Below are 21,249 nucleotides of genomic sequence, written 5' to 3'. Positions count from 1 at the left end.
AAGAGGGAAAAGGCGCCCGGTTCTGTCAATGCGGACGGGCGCGCGTCAACCAGGCAGGCCGCCGGGTATTCCAAGCCGGTGCGCGGGGGGTCGGGTATGCTGGGGCGCAATGTCCGCGAAGCACCACGTGTACCTCGTCCCCGGGTTTTTCGGCTTCACCAACCTGGGCGAGCTCCTCTACTTCGGCCACACGTACGAGTTCCTGAAGAAGGACCTGGCCCGCAGGGGGGTGGACGCGGAGGTGGTGACGGTCGTCTCGCACCCCACGGCGTCCATCCGTCAGCGCACCGCGGACCTCCTCAAGGCCGTGAACGAGACGGCCTCCGGCGACGACGGCCCCATCCACCTGGTGGGCCACTCCACGGGCGGGCTGGACGCCCGGCTGTTCGTGAGCCCGGGTGCGCAGCTGGCGGAGGGGCTGGAGCTGGAGCCCTTCGCACGCAGGGTGCGCACGGTGGTGACGCTGTCCGCGCCGCACGCGGGCACGCCGCTGGCCACGTTCTTCCTGGGGCTGTTCGGGCAGCAGCTCTTGAAGCTGCTGTCGCTGTTCACCATGTACGTGCTGCGGTTCGGCCGGCTGCCGTTGAGCGTGGTGTTCCGCTTCGGGCACCTGATGGCGCGCGCGGATGATCAGCTGGGGTGGAAGGCGACGCTGCTGGATCAGCTCTATGATCAGCTCCTGGGGGACTTCTCCAGCGAGCGGCGCGACGCGGTGGCGAAGTTCCTGGGAGACGTGGGGCGCGACACGTCGTTGATTCCGCAGCTCACGCCGGAAGGCATCGACCTGTTCAACGCCTCCACGCATGACCGGCCCGGGGTGCGGTACGGCTCCGTGGTGACGCAGGCCCGGCCGCCGTCCTTCCGCACGCGGCTGGCGGCGGGCATGGACCCGTACGCGCAGCTGACGCACACCATCTACGCGTTCGTGTACGGGCAGACGCAGCGCATGCCGCTGACGCAGTTGCCCCTGCACACGCCCGCGCAGACGGCGGCGCTGGTGCAGGCCTACGGCGCGATGCCGGGCCCTACCGCGTGCGACGGCATCGTGCCCACGCGCTCGCAGGTGTACGGGCGCGTGCTGGCGGCGGTGAGGGCGGACCACCTGGATGCGATTGGCCACTTCGACCAGCCGGCGCACCAGCCCCCGCACGTGGACTGGCTCATCTCCGGCTCCGGCTTCCGCCGGCCCCAGTTCGAGGCCATGTGGAAGGCCATTGGCGACTTCCTGATGGAGGAAGAGCCGCCGCGCTAGCCGCGCTTGAAGACTGGCGGAGGGGCCACTTCCCACCGCACATGGGAACAAGCGTCGTGCTCGACCTGAGCCAGACCTCCGTGACACATGCGGAGCTTGGCAACGTCCTGGTCCGGGGAGCGGGAGCAACCATCATTCAGGATGTGATCACCCTGGGAGGCCACCAGTGCCGAGCTTGGAATGCAGGTGCGGGCAACGGATTTCGTACGGCCAGATCCCCTGCCCTGATGAGTGGCTGTTCATCTCGGACACGGCCTTCGACCAGTTCTCGGGACAGGTCGATGCGGAGGCCGTCTACGGGGCCATGAACAGCTTCCTTAAATGCCCGAACTGTCGTCGCCTCTGGGTGTTCTGGAACGGCTTCTCGGCCCCGCCCGAGGAATACCTTCCTGGGCAGGGCGTCGACGGGAAGACCCCTCCTAGCCGCGCTTGAACACCGCCAGGAAGCGCGCCTCCGCGACGCGCTGGCCGTCGGTGCCCAGGAGCTGCACGGGGATCCACGCCTCCGCCTTGTCTCCCTTCGCCTTGAGCGCGGACGCGAGCCCCGCGAGCACTTCCTCCGAGGGTTCGCACACCGCGCTCACCGCGCTCTTCGCCTTCGCGTGGAACACCACCTCCATGCGGTTGACGAGCAGCTTGTACTGGCTGGGCGGGAAGCGGCGGAAGAGCATCACGCCCATCGTCAACTCCATCACCGTCACCTGGGCGCCCAGGTACACGCTGCCCACGTGGTTCTTCGTCTTGCGGTTGAGCGGCACCGTCGCCTTCACGCGCGCGTCCGTCACCTCGTCCACCCGGTAGCCCATCGCCGCCGCCAGCGGGACGATGTTCTTCACCGCGAGCGTCGTCAGCGCGTTCGCCGCGCCCGGTGACACCTGCCGCACCTTCTCCACCATCTCCAACGCGAACATCCGGTCCTCCACCCTTCCCGACAGACTGCTCCCACGCGCATCCTAGCCATGCGCCGCTTCAGGCATAGAGTCCGCGGCCCTATGGACACCAGCGTGGACGTGGTCGTCATCGGCGCGGGCCTCGCGGGCCTCACCGCCGCCCGGGACATCTCCCGCACCGGCGCCACCGTGGCCGTGCTCGAAGCGCGCGACCGCGTGGGCGGCCGGACCCTCACCCGCGACGTGGGCGGCGGACTCGTGGACCTGGGCGGCCAGTGGGTGGGCCCCCGCCAACGCCACGTCCTGCGGCTCGCGGATGGCCTGGGCCTCGCCCGCTTCCCCCAGCACCACCAGGGCACCAAGGTGCTGGAGGTGCGCGGCGAGCGCCGCACGTACCAGGGCAAGGTGCCGTCGCTGCCCCTCCTGTCGCTCCTGGACCTGCAACGCACGGTGTGGAAGCTGGACGGTCTGGCGAAGCGCGTCCCCCGGGAACGGCCCTCCGCCGCGCCCCACGCCGCCGAATGGGACACCCTCACCGTGGAGGAGTGGAAGCAGCGCCATGTGCCCACGTGGGGCGCTCGCGCCGCGCTGGACATCGCCACCCGCGCGGTGTTCGCCGCGGAGCCTTCAGAGCTGTCGTTCCTGCACTTCCTCTCCTACGTGCACTCCAACGGCGGCCTCATGCCCCTCACCGAAATCGAGGGCGGCGCCCAGGCGGAGCGCTTCGTGGACGGCGCGCAATCCCTCTCACGCCGGCTCGCGGAGAAGCTGCCCCCGGGCCGCGTCGTCCTCTCCGCCCCCGTGCGCGCGGTCCTCCAGGATGCTCGCGGCGTCACCGTCACCACCGAGGACGGCCGGACCTTCCGCGCGCGCTACGCCGTGGTGGCCACGCCTCCCGCGCTCGCTGAACGCATCGACTTCGGCGCGGACCTCCCCGCGGGCCGCCGCCGCGTCCACGCGGACCTGCCCATGGGCAGCGTCATCAAGGTCGTGGCCACCTATGCCACGCCCTTCTGGCGCGAGGCGGGCCTGTCCGGCGAGGCCGTCAGCGACGTGGGCCCCGTGCGGCTGTGCTTCGATGACTGCGGCTCCGACGGACACCACCCCGCGCTCGTGGGCTTCTTCCTGGGCGACACCGCGCGCGCGTGGACCGGCCGCCCCGCCCAGGACATCCACCGGGCCGCGCTGGAGGGCTTCGCGCGCTTCTTCGGCCCCCAGGCGCTCACACCCCTCGCGGTGGTGGAGCTGGACTGGAAGGCGGAGGCGTTCAGCACCGGCTGCTACGTGGGCCTGCCCCGCCCCGGCACGCTCACCGCCGTCGGTGACGCGCTGCGGGCCCCGTTCGGCCGGGTGCACTGGGCGGGCACGGAGACCGCCATCGAGGGCTGCGGCTACCTCGATGGAGCGGTGGAGTCCGGCGAGCGCGCCGCCACGGAACTGGCCGCCCGCTTGACCGCTCCCGACGCCACGTGAGCGCGTCGGCCGTCCGGCCGCCTGGTCCTCAGGCTGGCCATGCGACCAGGCAGGGCTTTCCCTGACGTGGCGTACGAAGCAGGCCGTCCCCACCCTACCGGAAGCGCCGCGACGCCCCGCCGCGCGCAAACCACATAACGAGGGATACGGACCATGTACTCCACCAGCCACGTGAACCTTCCCCAGGATGCGCGCGAAGAGCTCATCGACATGCTCAACACGCTGCTCGCCAACGCCGTCGACCTGCACTGGCAGGTGAAGCAGGCGCACTGGAACATCCGCGGCACGCACTTCTACAGCCGGCACCTGCTCTTCGACGAGGTGGCCAAGCACGCGCGCAAGCACGCGGACTCCTACGCCGAGCGCGCGGGCGCGCTGGGGGGCTACGCCCAGGGCACCATCCGCCTGGCCAGCAACAACAGCCAGCTGCCCGAGTACGACCTGCAGGCTGTGGACGGCGAGGCGCACATCCGCGCGCTGGTCGAGCGCGTCGGCCGCTACGCCGCCAGCCTCCGCGACGGCATCACCAGGTCGGACGAGGTGAATGACCCGGTCACCGCGGACATCCTCACCCAGACGCTGGGGGAGACCGAGGAGGACCTCTGGTTCCTGGAGAGCCACCTCAACGGCGATGCCCGCGTGGGCACCACCGTTCCGCCCCGGGGCGGCACCCGCCGCGGCCGCGCCGCCGAGGACATCAGCCAGGCCGCGACCTGACCGTCGCACCCTCCCCGCGCAGGTTCTCCTGCGCGGGGAAGCCCCAGTCCGTATAGAACGCGTCCCTGGATTCCAGGAGGTCGCGTCACATGGCGGCACAGGCTCAGGACCCCCGGTTGGATGGCAAGGTGTGCCTCATCACCGGGGCCACGGGCGGCATTGGCCAGGAGACGGCGAAGGCGCTGGCCCGACGCGGGGCCACGCTGGTGCTGTCCGGCCGTGACGAGGCGCGCACCTCCGCCACCGTCGCCGCCGTGCGCGAAGCCGCTCCGCAGGCGCGCGTGGAGTCGCTGCTCGCGGACCTGTCGTCGCTTCAATCCGTGCGCGCCCTGGCCGAGGCGTTCCGCGCCCGCCATCCGCGCCTGGACGTGCTCGTCAACAACGCGGGCCTCATCATCGACCGGCGGCAGGTGACGGTGGATGGTTACGAGGCCACGTTCGCCACGAACCACCTGTCCCACTTCCTCCTCACGCACCTGTTGCGCGACCTGCTCGTGGCCAGCGACCAGGGGCGGATCATCAACGTGTCGTCGGAGGGGCACCGCTTCGCGAACGCCCGCTTCCTGGATGATCCGCAGACCGAACACCAGCGCTACGACGGCATCCGCGTCTACGGCAACGCCAAGCTCTCCAACATCCTGTTCACCCGCGGCCTCGCGAAGCGCCTCCAGGGCACGAAGGTGACGGCGAACGCGCTGCACCCGGGGCTGGTGCGCACGGGCTTCGGGCACAACAGCCAGGGCTTCTTCCGCTATGTCGTGCAGCTGGGCGCGCCGTTCATGATCTCCGCGGAGAAGGGCGCGCGCACGTCGGTGTACCTGGCGTCCTCGCCCGAGGTCGCGGACGTCAGCGGGGAGTACTTCATCAAATGCCGCAAGGCGAAGCCTTCGTCCGCCGCCCGGGACGAAGCCCTCGCGGAGCGGCTCTGGCAGGTGAGCGAACAGCTCACGGGAGTGACGACATGATCGACCTGTACACGTTCAAGACGCCCAACGGCCGCAAGATCTCCATCGCGCTGGAGGAGCTGGGCCTCCCCTACACCGTCAAGTCGGTGGACATCTCCAAGGGTGAGCAGTTCAAGCCCGAGTTCCTGGCCATCAATCCCAACAACAAGATCCCGGCCATCGTGGACCACGCGGCGCCGGGCGGCCGTCCGCTGGCGCTCTTCGAGTCCGGCGCCATCCTGCTGTACCTCGCGGAGAAGACGGGCGCGCTGATGCCCTCGGATCCGCGCGGCAAGGCGGAGGTGACGCAGTGGCTGATGTTCCAGATGGGCGGCGTGGGGCCCATGATTGGCCAGCTCCACCACTTCAGCCTCGCCGCCCCCGCGAAGCTTCCCTATGCCATCGAGCGCTACCAGAAGGAGGCCAAACGCATCCTGGGCGTGCTGGACCGGCAGCTGGGCTCGCGCGACTACCTGGCCACCACCTACTCCATCGCGGACATCGCCACGTACCCGTGGCTGATGGCCGGGCGCAACTTCTTCCCCGAGCTCTTCCAGGACCTGCACAGCATCCCCCAGTACCTGCACCGCGTGGGCAGCCGTCCCGCCGTGCAGCGGGGCATGCAGGTCCCCTGACGTCCATCGCGGCACAAGGCCATGGCCCCGCTCGAACAGCTCGTCTTCGACAACACCTACGCCCGCCTGCCGCCCGGGTTCGCCGCCCGGGTGGCTCCCGCGCCCTTCCCGGACGCGCACGTGGTGAGCGTGAACCCGGCGGCGCTGCGGCTCCTGGGGTTGGACGCGGACGCGGCGACGCACCCGGAGTTCGCGCAGGTGTTCGGCGGGGCCCGGTTGCTGCCCGGCATGGAGCCCCTGGCCATGGTGTACGCGGGGCACCAGTTCGGCGGGTACGTGCCACGCCTGGGAGACGGCCGCGCGCTGCTCCTGGGCGAGGTGCGCGCCCCTGACGGCGCGAAGTGGGACCTGCACCTGAAGGGAGGCGGCCCCACGCCCTTCTCGCGCGGAGGCGACGGGCGCGCGGTGCTGCGCTCCACCCTGCGCGAGTACCTGGCCGGCGAGGCCCTGCACGCCCTGGGCATCCCCACCACGCGGGCGCTGTGCGTGCTGGGCAGCCGCACGCCGGTGTACCGCGAGGACGTGGAGACGGGCGCGATGCTGGTGCGGCTGGCACCGTCGCACGTGCGCTTCGGCACCTTCGAGTTCTTCCACCACACCGGGCAGCCCGGCCACGTGGCCACGCTCGCCGACCACGTCATCACCGGCCACCTGCCGCACCTGCTGGTGCAGGGACAGGAAGGACGCCACGCGCGCTTCTTCGCGGAGGTGGTGGAGCGCACCGCGCGGCTCGTGGCGGGGTGGCAGGCGGTGGGCTTCGCGCACGGCGTGATGAACACCGACAATATGTCCATCCTCGGGCTCACGCTGGACTACGGGCCCTACGGCTTCCTGGACGACTTCGAGCCTGGCTTCATCTGCAACCACTCCGACCCGCAGGGCCGCTATGCGTTTGATCAGCAGCCGCGCATCGCGCTGTGGAACCTGGCCTGTCTGGGTGAAGCGCTGCTGACGCTCATCTCCGAGGAGGAAGCCCGCGCCGCGCTGGGCGCCTTCCAGCCTTCGTTCGCCGCGCACTTCCTCGCGCGCATGCGCGAGAAGCTGGGGCTCACGGAGGCGCGTGACGGGGACCGCGCGCTCGTGGAGGACCTGTTCGGGTTGATGGCACGCTCGCACGTGGACTACTCGCGCTTCTTCCGCGCGCTGAACCGGTTCGACTCGCGGCCTGACACTCGCAACACGCCGCTGCGCGACCACTTCCTGCCGCCGGAGGGCTTCGACGCGTGGGCCGCGCGCTACCGGGCACGACTGGGCTCCGAGGGCAGCGAGGACTCTGTCCGCCACGCGCGCATGGACCGCGTCAATCCGAAGTACGTCCTGCGCAACTGGGTGGCGCAGCAGACCATCGCCCGCGCGCAGGAGGGAGACTTCGCGGAGGTGGACCGTGTGCTCGCGCTCGTGTCCGCGCCCTTCGACGAACACCCGGGCTCGGAAGCGTATGCAGCAGCGCCTCCGTCGTGGGGACGACACCTCGTGGTGAGCTGCAGCTCCTGACGCGCGCTGGCACCGGATGCCTAGCAGGCAGGCGGGCCCCTCCTGGCGGGAAGCCGGCGGACGGGGTGCCTAGCTTGGAGGGCATGATTGAACCTCCCGCGCCTCCCGCGCCTCCCCGCCTCGTGTTCCGCGCCCTCGGTCCGGGCCTTGTTGGTGCCACCGCGCTCACCCTGGTGCACGAGGGCGCACGGCGCGTCTTGAAGCATCCGCCGCGCATGGATGTGTTGGGCATGCGCGCCTTGGAGAAGGGCATTCGCTTCTTCGGCGGTGTGCCCGCCAAGGGCAGGCAGCTGCACCGGCAGACGCTGGCGGGAGACCTGCTGTCCAACGGCCTCTTCTTCTCGCTGGTCGCCGTGGGTCGGCCCCAGCGGCCCTACCTGCGCGGCGCGGTGCTGGGATTGCTCGCCGGCCTGGGCGCCGTGGTGCTGCCGCCGCGGATGGGATTGGGCAAGGCGCCGTCGCGCGCGCGTCCGTCCACCGCCTGGCTCACCGTGGCCTGGTACACGCTGGGAGGACTCGCCGCGGCGCGGGCGACGAAGCGGCTGCTCGCGCGGCGCGACATCACACTGCCCCTGGGCCGGCCCGTCGGGTAGGGCCCTTCCGCGCGGCCCAGGGTTGACGAGTGAATCCCACCCTGCCCCGGCACTTGCCGTCAGGCAGGGGCGACGCAAGCCTTGAAGGTCCATGGCCACCGACTTCACCCGTCTGCCGCTGCGCGGCTTCCAGGATGCGTTGCACGTCGTCGTCGAGTCGCCTCGCGGTTCGACGGTGAAGCTCAAATACGAGCCGAAGCTCCAGGCCTTCACGCTGTCGCGTCCGCTGACGCGCGGCTTCCGCTACCCGTTCGACTGGGGCTTCATTCCCAGCACCCTGGGCCCGGACGGAGATCCGCTGGACGCGCTGGTCTACTGGGACGTGCCCACGTGGCCCGGCGTCGTGCTGCCCTGCCGGCCGCTGGGCGTGCTGATGGTGGACCAGAAGAAGCGCGACAACCAGAAGGGCGAGCGCGAGCGCAATGACCGCATCCTGCTCGTCCCGGTGAACGCCGCGCGCGCGGACGGCCTGCGCTCCTATCAGGACCTGTCCCAGCGCGAGCGGGAGGAGCTGGAGCACTTCTTCCTCGCGGTGGTGCACTTCGCGGACAAGGACGCGCGCATCCTCGGCTGGGAAGGCCCCGAGTCCGCCGAGCACCTGGTGCAGCAATACGCCCTCAAGGAGGACTGACGCGCCATGCCCCCTCCCACGCCCATCCGGGGTCTGGGCCCCGACAGCGAGCTGGGCGACGCGGCCCGCCGCATCCTCGCCGGACGCCTCGCCGACGCGCGCCAGCCGGAGGCACAGCTCGACGGCGAGTTGGACGAGGACGGCGTGCACGACATGCGCGTAGCCACCCGCCGCCTGCGCGCCGCGCTCCAGGTGTTCCAGGCCACCGGGAAGCTGTCCCGCGTGGAGGCGGGCGTGAAGCGTCTCCAGGACGCGCTGGGCGCCGTGCGCGACCTGCATGTCCAGGACGCGTGGATGGGCACCGCCGCGAAGGGGAAGAAGGACGCGGCGAAGGGCCTCGACGACCTGCGCAAGGCGCACCTGTCCGGACTGGAGGCGAAGGAGAAGGCGCTGCGCGCGGAGTTGGAGCGTTGGACGGCGCGCACCGTGCCGCGTCTGTTGAAGCGCCTGGACACGCTGGAGGACGGCCACCGCTTCGCCGGCAAGCAGGTGCGGGCCCAGCTGCGCCAGCGCCTGCGCCGCGTGGAGAAGCGCCTGGAGCGCTACGCGGACGCCCCCGACGCCGCGTCCGCGCACGCCCTGCGCAAGGAGGTGAAGAAGCTGAGATACGAGCTGGAGGTCTTCCAGCCCGTCTTCCGCCGCACCGTGGGCGCGCTGCTGGAGGTGCTGGTGCCCCTGCAGGACGGCCTGGGCGAGCTGCACGACGCGGACGTGCGCCTGGAGCTGTTCGAGCGCGCCGCCGCCGAGGCCCCGCCCGTGCAACGCACGGCCGCGCGCAAGGTGCTGCTGCCCCGCGCCCGCGAGGAGCGCGCGTCACACGCCGCCGAAATCGCCCGCGAGGTGCAGCGCTGGCACGCGGAGGCCATTCCCAAGCGGCTGCGCAAGGCATTGACCTGACGGTGATGGGTCAAGGCGTGCCCACCACGCCCTGCGCCTCACACGCCGGCCCATGCGGCCTCCAGGGATTGTCTGCTAAAGGGCTCCGGGCCGTCATCACACCGGAGCGTCTGTCCTTGCAATCCCATCCCATCCGACTCCTGGCCCTCGTGGCCGGGAGTGTCCTGCTGATCATTCTTCCGTCCGCGCGCCCGGCCCACGCGGGCGCCCCTGTCTCGGGAGGCCCCACCAGCCTGGTCCTTCTTCCGCCCCAGCTCACCAGCGCCTCGCAGTCCGAGGAGGTGCTGAGCCCGGGCGGCACCGCGCAGCTGGAGGTCCAGGCCACGGACCCCCAGGGCAGCCCGCTCACCTTCTCCTGGAGCGCCAGCGCGGGTTCGCTGGGCACGCCGGTGAACGGTCCGAACACAAGCAGCCAGCAGTGGACCGCGCCGGCATGTCTGGCGGAGGGCAGCGCGCCCGTGGGAGTCACCGTCACCAACGGGCTGGGCCTGTCCACCTCCGCGCTGTTTGATTTCAGCGTGGTGCAGGACCTGGGCATCGACCATCAGCCGCCCTTCACGCTCGCGGCCTTCCAGACACTCGTGGGTGCCTTCATCACGCCGGAGCAGACGGTGCGGATGAACATTCCCCTCGGGCCCATCTCCGCGGAGCGCATCATGTTCCAGGCGGACCACCAGCTCACCGTCTCGTTCGTCTACGAGTACGCGGCCGCGAGCAACGCCCTGGGCTGGATGTACTACGACGACCTCGTGGCGCGCGGCTACGTCAACCCCCAGGACGACACGCTGAGGGATGCCAATGCCAATGGCATCGCGGACCTGCACGAGGACCTCTACAACCTGTCGCCTCCCTCCGGGCCCCAGTCCCGTCCCTACATCGGGCTGAACCGCCGCTGCCTCCGCACCTTCTCCTCGGGAGGCTTCACCTACAGCCAGCCCGAGCTGGCGCTCGACGCCTCCTGCACCAGCGCCTTCGCCCCCAGCCAGTCCCTGGAGGATGCCCGGCCCGGCCACGCGTACGAGTTGCTGAACATCGATGTCGTCGGGCGCGCCTCCACCACCACCCCTGGCAATGGCTTCTCGGACACCGGCCTCCATCCACGCATCCCCAACCTGCTGGAGCCCGCCACCGCCGAGAACAACTTCAAGGGCGTGGGGAAGCTCGTCTTCCTGCTGGGAGACGATGATTCGGACACGAAGACCTATCAGCAGCTGGGGACCGTGGCGGACACCTCCACCACCAACAACGGCATCCCCGACTACGACGTCTCCGCTTATGACGCCGAGGGCCGCCGCCGGTCCGTCAACCCGGATCCGGGCATCAGCGCCGCGGACCGGACGGTGGACCTGGGGCTCATCGAGGGTGGCAGGGAGATCGTCTTCTTCCTCGTCAGCAACTTCGACTCCTCCCACTCCCTGGACAACGGCACGGTCTACCCATGCCTGCGCAAGGCGGCCAACGGGCAGTGCACCCTGCACCTGAAGACGCCCATCTCCGTCTTCTTCTCCAAGTCGAAGTGGAACCTGGACCAGGACCCCCTGGGCCAGGTTCCCGTCGCGGCCCGGAACATCGGGTGCGCGTACAGCGATGTGTGCGACCCCAGCAACCCCGTCTCCTCGCCCGACGCCTGCTACGTGGGCACGACCTCGCAGAAGCTGTGCGGGTGGATGGACGGGGAGACGCTCGCGCGACTCAACACCGTGGACTACGGCAACACCGTGCTCCCGATGGATGCCATCAGCGTCCCCGCCTCGGGCAACGGCAGCATGCCGCACGCCGTGCTGAGCACGTCGAGCACCACCCCCGGCCGGTGGATGCTGGGCTTCGAGGACCTCCCCGGAGGAGGCGACCGGGATTTCAACGACATCGTCTTCCAGCTTCGAAGCGCGATGGTGGGCTCCGTGCGCTCACGCGCCATCGCTCCGGCCCACCCGGGCTGCAAGATCTCCAACGTGCGCTTCAGCAAGAGCGATACGGCGCCAGGCCCCTGCGGTCCCCAGGTCCTCGCCTCCTATGACGTGGCCACGGACTGCAACGTGTGCGACTCCAGCTACTGCGTCGTCAATCCCACGCCCACCTGGCGACGGCTGGCGCTGAACCCGGGCCTGGACACCACCACCGTGGATCTCTCCAGCACCCCGGGCAATCAGCTCTGCTGGAGGGCCCAGTTCGTTCATGACCTGAACCCCTTCTGCCAGGCCACCCTCCTCAACGTGGACGTGGGCTTCCAGTCCGTGCCCGCCACGCCCTGACGGCGGCCGGGCGCCGGGCACGCGTCGTTTCCGGACACTTGCCGCCCTGCACCCCTGGTGTGGGGCGATGCGCGTCCCCATCTCCTTCCCACCTGAGGGAGGGATGTGATCTCCCCGGCGCCCAGGTCGGAGGGCAGACAACCCTCCCTTCAGGGCACCCAGAAGAAGCTTCGGATCAGGGCTCTGTAAAAACTGCCGGTTTCCGCCCTAAGCATCGAAGCCATTTCGCGCAACTCACCAGAATCATTGAGGTTGGCCGTCCGCTGGCATTGGCACCTGCATTGCTAAAGGTCTCCCCGTCGCAGCAAACGCGCGGAACACATCCCGCCCTCTTCCCCGAGAGACCCCCATGCAGGCTTCCAACTCCTTCTCTTCTGCTGACTCGCTCTCCACGTACCTCTCGGAGATCAACCAGTACCCGCTGCTGAGCCCGCAGGAGGAGCAGGCGCTCTCCCGCAGCTTCCGCGCCGGCGACCTGTCCGCGGGCCACCACCTGGTGACGAGCAACCTGCGCTTCGTGGTGAAGGTGGCGTACGAGTACCGCTCCTACGGCCTGAAGATGTCGGACCTCATCCAGGAGGCGAACATCGGCCTGATGAAGGCCGTGCAGAAGTTCGACCCGGAGAAGGGCATCCGCCTCATCTCCTACGCGGTGTGGTGGATCCGCGCGTACATCCAGAACTACGTGCTGCGCAACTGGAGCCTGGTGAAGCTGGGCACGACGCAGGCACAGCGCCGGCTGTTCTTCAGCCTGGCTCGCACCCGCCGCGAGCTGGAGAAGCTGGGCGCCGGCGACGGCCACATCGTCAACGCGGAGGAGATCGCCCGCAAGCTGAACGTGAAGCCCACCGAAGTGCGCGAGATGGAGCAGCGCATGGGCGGCAGGGATTTGTCCCTGGACGCGCCGGTCGGTGAGGACGGCGACGCCACGCACCTGGACTTCGTCGAGTCCGACGTCGCCTCCCACGGCGACGAGGTCGCGGACCGGCAGCAGGCGGGCATCACCCGCACGCTGGTGCAGCGCGCCCTGACGCGGCTGGATCCGCGCGAGCGCTTCATCATCGAGCAGCGCGTGATGAGCGACTCGGAGATGACCCTGAGCGAGCTGGGCGAGCACTTCGGCTTCTCCCGCGAGCGCGCCCGTCAGCTGGAGATCCGCGCCAAGGACAAGCTGAAGGCGGAGCTGGCGAACCTGATGGCCGAGGCCGGCCTGGACCAGGCGGAACTCGCGGCGTAACGCGCGAGGCTTGGCACCTGCGACACGGCACGGCCCCGGACCCTCGCGTGGGAAGCGCGAAGGCACGGGGCCGTGGCATGTCCGGGGTCCTGTTTGTCTATCGCGGCTGGGGCTGCGGGGCCGCGCCGGGCGAGGACTCGCCGCTCTCCGGGGCGGCGGGCGCCGCGGGCTGGGCCTGGGACTGGGCCTCGATGCGCAGCGCCTGCGGCTCGCCGCTGCTGGCGTCAGTGCGGTAGGAGGCTCGCACCTGCGCGCCCTCGCGGATGTCCGCCGCGCTCGCGTCGCGGCCATCCACCTGCACCTGCGTGGAGGGGCTGATCTTCAGGCGCAGCTGCGGCTCACCGCGCTGGCTGAGGAGCACCTCCTGGTCGCTCGCGCTCAGCACCTGCCCGGAGATCTGCTGCTCCGGCGCGGCCTGCGGCGACGCGACGGCCAGCGTCTGCCGCGGGGTGCCTGACGGCGGCTGGACAGGGGCGTTCTGGCCCACGACCTGGCGCTGCTGCGTGCCCAGGTTCTGCTGGAGCCGGCGCTGGGCCTCCAGCGCGCTGGCCTGCGCCTGCTGGGCGACCGACTGGGCCTGCTGGGTGCTCGACTGGGCCTGCTGCTGGCTGGCCTGCGCCTCCTGGGACTCCTTCTGGGCCCGGGCCTGCGCCTCCTGGAGCTCCTGCTGCTTCTTCTGGAGGTCCTCCTGGGCGTTGGCGGCCTCGCGCTGCTGGTTGGACGCTTCCTTCTGGGCGTCCCGCGCGCTGTCGAAGGCCTTCTCCGAGCGCTCCTGGGCCTGCTCCACTTCCTGGTTCGCCGAAACCTTGGTCGTGGTGGTGGTGGTCTCCTGGCGGCTCTTGTCGCCGTCCTGGCAGGCGGTGCCCACCACCAGTGCCGCGACTCCCGCTGTCAGCCATGCTGCGCGCGATTTCATGGGGTTCTCCTGTCGAAGGGAAGACACGGGAAAGATGGCGAGCGCCCGTGGGGAACCAAGCCAGGGGGGCGTGAGCGCCTGGTGACCTGCCTTCCGTGCGGCGGGCAGTCACTTTGGGGCTACCGCGCCCGGAGGAATGGCGATAAGGGGCGCCCCCCCATGCGCGCCTGCGGACTCGACTTCGGAACCAGCAACACCGCCCTGGCCCTGCCGGATGGCACCGTGCTGCCCCTGCAGCCCCACACGCCGGAGCCGCGGCTCTTCCGCTCCGTGCTCTTCTTCGCGGAGGACGAGAAGGAGATCTTCGCGGGTGCGGATGCCATCAACAGGTACCTGGATGACAACAACGGGCGGTTCATCCAGTCCGTGAAGTCCTTCCTGCACAGCACGTCCTTCCGGGCGACGCAGGTGAAGGGGCGCACGTTCACCATCGAGGACCTGGTCGCCATCCTGCTGCGCCGCGTGCGCGAGTCGGCCGGGGCGCACCTGGGCGAGCCGCCGGATGCGGTGGTGCTGGGACGGCCGGCGGTGTTCACCCCGGATCCGGATGCGGACGCACTGGCGGAGAAGAGGCTGCGCAAGGCGGCGGAGCTCGCGGGCTTCACGCACGTGCAGTTCCTCATCGAGCCCATCGCGGCGGCGCTCGCGTACGAGGCGCGGCTGACGCGGGACGAGCTGGTGCTGGTGGCGGACTTCGGCGCCGGTACGACGGACCTGACGTTGATGAAACTGGGGCCGTCGCGGCGGGGGAACCTGGACCGCAGGCCGGACGTGGTGGGGTCCACGGGCGTGCGCATCGGTGGTGACCGGTTCGACGCGGAGATCATGCGGCACAAGCTGCTGCCGCGCTTCGGGGCGGGGTCCACCTACAAGGTGAAGGGCTTCAGCCACAAGCGGCTGCCGATTCCGCAGCACGTGCTGGCGAAGCTGTTGAACTGGCACGAGATGTCGTTCATCCGGGAGAAGTCCACGCAGGAGCTGCTGGAGGTGATGCTCGACACGAGCGACCGTCCGGCGGAGATTCAAGCGCTCTACGACCTGGTGATGGACAACCTGGGCTATCGGCTGTTCCGGTCCATCGAAGCGGCGAAGGTGCGCCTGTCGAGCGCGGACGTGGCGACCATCGACTTCGAGGAGGGGCGCATCCAGCTCCACGAGCCCATCACGCGCGCGGAGTTCGACACGGCGAGCCGCACGTTGCTGGATGAACTCGAGCAGTGCACCGAAGGGCTGTTGGCGAAGCACCCGGAGGCCAGGGACATTGACGCCGTGTTCCTCACGGGTGGTTCGTCCCAGATTCCCGCCGTGCGGGAGTTGTACGTGAAGCGCTTCGGTGAGGACCGCGTGCGCACCGCGGATGCGTTCACCTCCGTGGCGGAGGGCCTGGGACGCGCCTCTTCGTGGCTCGCGGGGTGAAGCATGGGTGGGCCGACAGCACGGCGCTGGCTCGCAGCGGGCGCCGCGCTGACGCTGTCGGCGGCGTGTGTCGGACCCACGGACAGGACCTTCGTCACGGGGCGGATTGAGCCCCGGCAGATCCGCTTCGTGACCATCGTCGAGACGCCGCCGGGTGAAGTCGGCGGCTGGCAGGCTGCCTGCATCCACATCCGGATTTCTCGTGACAACACCGGTGAATCCATCGTGTGCAAGTTCGGCGTTGAAACGCCTCTTCACACCCAGGAGGGCCCTGTTTCCGCTTCACTCGCCCAGCGCATTGCTGCGGATCGCATCAACGAAGCCACACATTCCATTTTCGGGGCCGCCACACTGGAGTCCCCACTTGGGATGCTCTGCGAGTCGCTGAAGGCAACGCTGCGGACGACCGTACCGGCGTCCATTGTTGGCGCCAAGGTCCCGGTCCGGTGTCATGCGAAGTCGTTTCCGGTGCAGTTTGGTGCCTTTACCCTTTGATATCGGAGTCCTCGGGCATGCTCCCAAGCACGGCAGAATTGCTGGCCATCGCCAGACACTTCTGGCCAGCGCCAGGACCAGGAGACTCGGACGAAACCAGCCCGGAGTATGTACGTCTCTTCAAGCGCTGGGACGAGGCGATACAAGACCTCCCGCAGTGGCACGGATTCCTTGAGCACCTGGACACGCTGCTTCCAGGCTTCACCCTGGGCGATGGCACCGGACCGACTCGGGTCAGCTTCCGCTGCGTCGCCTATCCCGCGAAGGGCATTCCGATGCCGCCCATTCCCTGGGCGGTCGTGGGCTGCATGAGCATCCTGGCGCCTGTCTTCACCGTGTATGGCATCTCGTTCGAATACCAGGGACGCAAGCGGAGCAAGGCCCAGCTGCACCTGGACCCACTGCCTGAAGCCATGACGGGGACGGCACGCCTCATCGCCCAGGAGCTGAAAGCCCGCTACAACGTCAGCGAGCTGCCTCGAGAAGTGGCGGCCACTCCAGTGCCGGTCGTCGTGGAGTGGACGCGTCCCCCCCAAACCACCCTGTTCGACGCGCTCTTCGACAGCGAGCCCACCAGCGTCCCTTGAAGGGATACCAGGCCTCAGAGGGTTCCTCCATCCACCTGAAGATGGGACTCGGGCTCCAGCATCCTTTCCGCCCCAGGGATCCCGGCATCAACTGGTTCTGGGACCTGAATTGCATCAGGCTCCGCCCCTACGCTGCGACGAAGAATCCGGCCGTCGATGCTGACGGCATAGCGGGCACCGGTATCCACGCCGACGTACTGCGCTCCGCAGGCATCCGGATCCTCGTGGATCAGGATGAAGAAGATGTCGCCTTCGCGGATGACACGGGAGCGGTACGACTCCGGCTTCCCCCAGCAAGGCCGCTCTTCGCGGCTCCCAGGAGGAATGAAGTCATCCATGGCCGCCCGGACGGCCTGGAGCAGCCTGCCATCCAACGCATACACCTTCGCCTCGGCTCCAACCTGAAGCGCGGACTGCGCGTAGAACGGCGGGAACACGATGCTCCGGTCCCCTTCCCAGGATGCGGGCAGAGCGCTCTGCGAGCGCACACAACTCGCGAAGAGCCACACGCCTCCTGCCACTGCAAGATGTCTCAAGTGCATGGCGTCTCCCTGTCGCGGCATCCGCGAACCTCCAGGCTAGCGTGTCGGAACGAAGCGGAACTCCGTGCCGCTCGTCCAGGTGACCGTACCGGCTCGCGTTCGTTGCCAGTGCCCCTCTTCGTCGGGCGTCCACCGCACCACCTCCGCGCCACCGTAGGTGTATTCGTAGAAGCCGTCACAGGAGGTGGGGCTCGCGGCGGAGGAGTTTGAATAGAAGGCGATGACCCCAATCGGAAGTCGACCCGCTTTCGTCTCGATGTACCCGCCATGAATCCGCGCCATCTTCGCCAGCGCGGCGATGTCACGCTCGGAGAGGTTGGTGGGAGTCGCGGGGTGGTTGTGGAGGAAGTAGAGGTACTTGAGGCTGTCGGGTGGATAGCGCGAGTCCTCGACGAACGCGGGTGCCCGGCAGCCCTGCTCGAAGCCGTTCCGCGTGGGGTCCGAGCTCTCCACCAGCTTGCTCAGCGCGTACCGTTCATCCGGGACGTAGTACAGCCACGCGCAATACTCCTTCGACATGCGCCACCGCACATCGAAGCTCGTGGCCCCCGCGTTTCCCGCCGAGGCGTTGGGCTGGGCCAGGATGAGGGGACAGGCCGCGAGCAGCGCATCCCAGGCGGTATCGAACAGCGGTGTGCCCGGCATCGGGCCTTCCAGCCGGGCGGGCATCCGCAGCGGATCGAAGCGCATGACGCCAGGAGGCGGCGGAGACGCGCACCCCCACAGGCACACGCACACCGCCGTGATGACAGCGGGCCTCAGGGCCCCACGTCCACCGTGCGGATGGCCCAGTCCACGCCGCCGCGGCCGTCGCGGGCCACCACCCAGAGGGTGATTCGCTCCGCCGCCTTGGGCGTCTGGTAGGTCGTCGTCGGATCGCCGGGCTTGCCGTCCACCGGCTCCAGTGAGCGGAACGAGTTCACCTCGCCCTCCCCCGTCGCGAACCAGCTGTAGAAGACCTGCTCCGTCCTCGTCCCGTCCGCCGTCGGGTAGACCTCCGCGCTGCCCTCCGCGAGCACCGGCGTGAACGTCACCTCCGTGTCCAGCGGCAACGGCCCCACCAGCGGCGCGTCGTTCCACAGCACGTCCTGCATCACCGGGTTCACGTTGGGCGTCTCCGTCGAGCGCAACGTGATGCGCCGCACGCCGCGCTCCACTCCCTCCGGCGTCCCGCTGCCGTCCGTCGCCTCATACCCCACGAACAACGGCAGCCCCGCCGCCAGCACCTCGCGCACCGCCGGGTCGTTGAAGTCGAACCCGCCCCCGGTGCCTCCGCCCGTGCTCCCCGTCGCCGCCTGGAACGACGCGATGAGCAGCGCCTGCACCGCCGGGTCGCTCAGGGACAGCACCCCGTTCTGCAACGCCACCCCGTTGCCCCCCGGACAGCCCGTGTCCCCGTAGGGGTTCACGTCCGGACGGCACAGCGCGTACGTCACCGTCACCGGCCGCGCGTCCGGCGTCACCGCCAGCGCGTTGAACGTCACTGGCGGCGGCAGCGTGGACGCGTTGGGGTCCAACGCCAGCTCCGCGGGCTCCGCCTTGATGGCCAGCACGCGCACGCGGCGGATCTCACTCGGCAACTCGAAGTCGGGACCGCACGCGCTCAACACCAGCAGGGCGGCGGACAACAGGACGGGAGTGCGCATGGCGTCAGAAGCTCCCCTTGGCGCCGAGGATGGGCAGGATGGGCAGGCCCTTGAAGAACTCGCGCTGGGTGTAGTTGTAGTTGTAGGCCACGCCTTCGACGGACTGGTTGTTGTAGGCGTTCGTCAGGTCCAGGTAGACGTCCAGGTTCCACGTGTCGAAGATGAAGTTCTTGTCCACGCGGATGTCCAACTGGTTGAACGACGGCAGCCGCTGCGAATTGGTGGGGCCGTAGTACGGGATGAACACGTCCGTCGTGTCGTCGCGCTTCGCGCCCTGCACCGGCGTCGTCGGGTTGCCGGACGCGAAGCGGAACCGCGCGCCCACCTCCCAGCCTTTCGGCAGCTTGTAGCTGGCGATGGTCGTCAGCACGTGCGTCTGGTCGTTGTCGAACAGGCGCCAGCGCGCGTCCGGCGCGTCCTGACGCTCGCTGCGGCTGAGCGTGTACGAAATCCAGCCGAACAGCCGGTCCGTCAACGCCCGGCGCACCAGCAACTCGAAGCCGTAGATGCGCCCCACGCCGCCGTTCTTCAGCACCTCCGGCACCGACTCGCCGTCGCGCTCGATGCGCGCGTTCGAGCGCACGATGAGGTCGTCCAGGTCGTTGTAGAAGACCTCGCTGCCCACGAACCACTCGGGCCGCGCCTGCCACTCCGCGCCCACGCTGAACTGGAGCGACCGCTTCGCCCCCAGGTCCGGATTGCCGAACCCCGGGGACGGCTCATCTTGAATCGGCGGGCTGTGGTAGACGCCCGCGCCGCCCTTCAACGTCAGCGTCTCCGTGAGCGCGTAGCGCACCGCCAGCCGCGGGTTCACCGTGCGCTTCACCTCCTGCTGCTCGGTGAAGATGTAGCTCTCCGTGCGGATGCCCGGCACCACCAGCAGGTCCTTCACCGGCCGCCACCGCACCTCCGCCCAGGCGGACGGGTAGTACTGGGTGAACGCCCCGTCGATGTTGATGAGGTCCTCCGCCACGAGCGGCGTCGGCGGCTCACCCTCGCGCGGCGGCTGCTGGATGCTCGCGCGCACCTTCGCCAGGTTCGCCACCACGTCCAGGCCACCCGCCACCGTCACCGCGTCGTTGAACGCGTACTCAATCGTCGGCCGCAGGAACAGGTCCGTGGACGCGATGCGCAGGCCGCGCTCGCCAATGGAGAAGTCCAGCAGCGTGTTGCCGATGAGCGCGTGCGTGTCCAGCGTCAGCTTGCCCTCGCGGTACTGGTGGCGCAGACGCAGCTGGTTGAAGCCCGTCGTCACGTCCAGGCCGCCGTTGACGGACGGGTCGTTGTCCGCCGGTTGGTCCAACAACAGCGCCAGCCGGTCGCGCGACGTGAGCCCCTGCAGCGTGAAGGTGTGACGCTTGTTCGGCTTCCACACCAGCTTCGCCTGCGCGTCGTAGTAGCGCGGCGCCACCTGGAGGCTGTCGTCGTCGATGGGCGCCGCCCTCAACACCACGTCGATGTACGAGCGCCGGCCGCCGATCGCGAAGCTCAGCGTGTCCGTGATGGGGCCCTCCACCACCGCGTTGGATTCGATGAGGCTGATGCCCACCGTGGCGTGCAGGCGGTCCGTGCGCGGCTCTCGGCTGCGCACGTTGATGACGCCGCCGGTGATGTCGCCGTAGTACGCGGAGAAGTTGCCGGGCAGGTAGTCCACCGCCTCCAGCAGCTCCGAGTTGTACACGGAGGTGAGCCCACCGAAGTGATACAGGATGGGGATGCGCAGGCCGTCCAGGAAGACGCCGGACTCCTGGGGGCTGGTGCCACGGATGACCAGCGCGCCGCCGTTGAACGCGGGCCGCGCCACGCCCGGCAGGTTCTGCACCACCTTGAGCGTGTCACCCTGCGTACCCGGGATGCGCTGCACCTCCGCCACCTGGATGGTGGTGCGCGTCACCTCCTTGCGCTCGCGGTCGCTCCGCACCACCGTCTCGTAGGGGCTGAAGATGCGCCGCTGCACGTAGTACGTGGCCTGTGTCTCCTGCCCTTCCGCGATGGTCTCCTGCGTGCGGAAGCGGTCGTAGCTGCCCATCACCACCACGACGGGGTGCGTGCCCACCGGGACGCCCCGGAAGGAGAAGCGGCCCTCGCTGTCCGTCACGGTGGAGCGATCCAGCTCCGTCAGCACCACCTCCGCGCCCACGAGCGGCTTGCGCGTGCCGCGCTCCAGCGCCCTGCCGCTGAAGTTCACCGGACCCTGCGGCTCGGCGACGCCGCCGTCGGTGGCGACTTCAGGGGGCGCCTCCGGCGCGCGGAAGACGAACTGGTAGGCGTACTGGATGCGCACCGGCGCGGGGACGTTGTCCACCTCCGCGGGCTCGAACTGGAACTGCTTCACGGCGGCGACCGCGGCCTCGTCGAAGCCGTGGCCGGCGGGCTGGGTGACCTCGACATTCGTGACGGCGCCCGTCTCCGAGATGTCGATGAACATCACCACCGTGCCCTCGAGCTGCTGGGCGGCGGCGTCCGGCGGGTAGGTCGCTTCGACCTGGCGCAGGAGCGCGGGCGGCTTCGTCAGCACGCCGGTGGGGGCGCCGGCATCGCCAGCGGAAACACCTGCGTCCGGGGCCTGAGCGGCAGCCCCGGTCGCAAGCAATAGACAGACGACGCAAGCGAGCGTTTTCATGAAGGGTGC

The 21,249-nt window shown here is 69.4% G+C and carries 20 protein-coding genes; 14 read left to right on the top strand and 6 right to left on the bottom strand.

Features of this window, described 5'->3' with window-relative positions; all coding sequences use genetic code 11:
• Positions 1-109 precede the first annotated feature (109 nt).
• Positions 110-1,252, top strand: coding sequence for a triacylglycerol lipase (locus D7V97_RS03605; protein ID WP_120609172.1), 1,143 nt, complete (start codon positions 110-112; stop codon positions 1,250-1,252).
• Positions 1,253-1,671: 419 nt separating this feature from the next.
• Here D7V97_RS03605 and D7V97_RS03595 read toward each other — a convergent pair whose 3' ends face one another.
• Positions 1,672-2,163 carry a DUF4442 domain-containing protein gene (locus D7V97_RS03595; protein ID WP_120609170.1) on the bottom strand — a complete coding sequence of 164 codons (492 nt, stop codon included), beginning with the start codon at positions 2,161-2,163 and terminating at the stop codon, positions 1,672-1,674.
• 81 nt (positions 2,164-2,244) lie between these two features.
• On the opposite strand from D7V97_RS03595, the gene D7V97_RS03590 reads away from it, so the two are divergent.
• The 10 genes from D7V97_RS03590 (at position 2,245) to D7V97_RS03545 (ending at position 13,015) form a co-directional block, all read left to right on the top strand.
• Positions 2,245-3,615 (top strand): FAD-dependent oxidoreductase, encoded by a 1,371-nt coding sequence (locus tag D7V97_RS03590; RefSeq protein WP_158623259.1) that lies wholly within the window; start codon positions 2,245-2,247, stop codon positions 3,613-3,615.
• Positions 3,616-3,768: 153 nt separating this feature from the next.
• The gene (dps, locus tag D7V97_RS03585; RefSeq protein ID WP_120609168.1) at positions 3,769-4,332 is read left to right on the top strand and encodes a DNA starvation/stationary phase protection protein Dps; all 564 of its coding nucleotides are present in this window, start codon (positions 3,769-3,771) and stop codon (positions 4,330-4,332) included.
• An 89-nt stretch (positions 4,333-4,421) separates the two neighbouring features.
• Positions 4,422-5,297: an SDR family oxidoreductase gene (locus tag D7V97_RS03580; RefSeq protein ID WP_199728686.1), complete on the top strand. Its 876-nt coding sequence runs from the start codon at positions 4,422-4,424 to the stop codon at positions 5,295-5,297.
• Positions 5,294-5,911: a glutathione S-transferase family protein gene (locus tag D7V97_RS03575; RefSeq protein ID WP_120609167.1), complete on the top strand. Its 618-nt coding sequence runs from the start codon at positions 5,294-5,296 to the stop codon at positions 5,909-5,911. Before D7V97_RS03580 ends, D7V97_RS03575 begins: the two co-directional genes overlap by 4 nt.
• Before the next feature lie 21 nt (positions 5,912-5,932).
• Positions 5,933-7,405 carry a YdiU family protein gene (locus D7V97_RS03570; protein ID WP_120609166.1) on the top strand — a complete coding sequence of 491 codons (1,473 nt, stop codon included), beginning with the start codon at positions 5,933-5,935 and terminating at the stop codon, positions 7,403-7,405.
• Between the two features lie 83 nt (positions 7,406-7,488).
• Complete coding sequence (locus D7V97_RS03565) at positions 7,489-7,998, top strand: hypothetical protein (RefSeq protein WP_120609165.1); 510 nt, start codon at positions 7,489-7,491, stop codon at positions 7,996-7,998.
• Positions 7,999-8,089: 91 nt separating this feature from the next.
• Positions 8,090-8,629, top strand: a complete 540-nt coding sequence (locus D7V97_RS03560) for an inorganic diphosphatase (RefSeq protein WP_120609164.1) — start codon at positions 8,090-8,092, stop codon at positions 8,627-8,629.
• 6 nt (positions 8,630-8,635) lie between these two features.
• On the top strand, positions 8,636-9,526 hold the full coding sequence (locus tag D7V97_RS03555) for a CHAD domain-containing protein (RefSeq protein ID WP_120609163.1): 891 nt from the start codon (positions 8,636-8,638) through the stop codon (positions 9,524-9,526).
• 116 nt (positions 9,527-9,642) lie between these two features.
• Positions 9,643-11,778, top strand: coding sequence for a DUF4114 domain-containing protein (locus tag D7V97_RS03550; protein WP_233582494.1), 2,136 nt, complete (start codon positions 9,643-9,645; stop codon positions 11,776-11,778).
• 349 nt (positions 11,779-12,127) lie between these two features.
• Entirely contained in the window at positions 12,128-13,015 is an 888-nt protein-coding gene (locus D7V97_RS03545) for an RNA polymerase factor sigma-32 (RefSeq protein ID WP_120609161.1), read from the top strand.
• Positions 13,016-13,112: 97 nt separating this feature from the next.
• On the opposite strand, the gene D7V97_RS03540 is transcribed toward D7V97_RS03545, so the two are convergent.
• The gene (locus tag D7V97_RS03540; protein ID WP_120609160.1) at positions 13,113-13,931 is read right to left on the bottom strand and encodes a hypothetical protein; all 819 of its coding nucleotides are present in this window, start codon (positions 13,929-13,931) and stop codon (positions 13,113-13,115) included.
• Between the two features lie 159 nt (positions 13,932-14,090).
• Between D7V97_RS03540 and D7V97_RS03535 the strand changes: the two genes are divergently transcribed.
• The 3 genes from D7V97_RS03535 (at position 14,091) to D7V97_RS03525 (ending at position 16,429) form a co-directional block, all read left to right on the top strand.
• Entirely contained in the window at positions 14,091-15,347 is a 1,257-nt protein-coding gene (locus tag D7V97_RS03535; RefSeq protein WP_120609159.1) for an Hsp70 family protein, read from the top strand.
• Positions 15,348-15,476: 129 nt separating this feature from the next.
• Positions 15,477-15,842 (top strand): hypothetical protein, encoded by a 366-nt coding sequence (locus tag D7V97_RS03530; RefSeq protein ID WP_233582493.1) that lies wholly within the window; start codon positions 15,477-15,479, stop codon positions 15,840-15,842.
• A gap of 17 nt (positions 15,843-15,859) precedes the next feature.
• A complete protein-coding gene (locus D7V97_RS03525) occupies positions 15,860-16,429 on the top strand; it encodes a hypothetical protein (protein WP_120609157.1) in 570 nt (189 codons plus the stop codon).
• A 14-nt stretch (positions 16,430-16,443) separates the two neighbouring features.
• Here D7V97_RS03525 and D7V97_RS03520 read toward each other — a convergent pair whose 3' ends face one another.
• From D7V97_RS03520 to D7V97_RS03505, 4 genes are all read right to left on the bottom strand, one after another.
• On the bottom strand, positions 16,444-16,866 hold the full coding sequence (locus tag D7V97_RS03520; protein WP_147444675.1) for a hypothetical protein: 423 nt from the start codon (positions 16,864-16,866) through the stop codon (positions 16,444-16,446).
• A 141-nt stretch (positions 16,867-17,007) separates the two neighbouring features.
• A complete protein-coding gene (locus D7V97_RS03515; protein WP_120609155.1) occupies positions 17,008-17,661 on the bottom strand; it encodes a hypothetical protein in 654 nt (217 codons plus the stop codon).
• Positions 17,662-17,729: 68 nt separating this feature from the next.
• Complete coding sequence (locus tag D7V97_RS03510) at positions 17,730-18,617, bottom strand: hypothetical protein (protein ID WP_120609154.1); 888 nt, start codon at positions 18,615-18,617, stop codon at positions 17,730-17,732.
• A gap of 4 nt (positions 18,618-18,621) precedes the next feature.
• Positions 18,622-21,240: a TonB family protein gene (locus tag D7V97_RS03505; protein ID WP_120609153.1), complete on the bottom strand. Its 2,619-nt coding sequence runs from the start codon at positions 21,238-21,240 to the stop codon at positions 18,622-18,624.
• Positions 21,241-21,249 lie beyond the last annotated feature (9 nt).

This window comes from Corallococcus sp. CA053C, assembly GCF_003611675.1.
GTDB lineage: Bacteria > Myxococcota > Myxococcia > Myxococcales > Myxococcaceae > Corallococcus.
The sequence above is the reverse complement of the archived record's forward strand: the minus strand, read 5'-3'. Positions and strand labels throughout refer to the sequence as shown.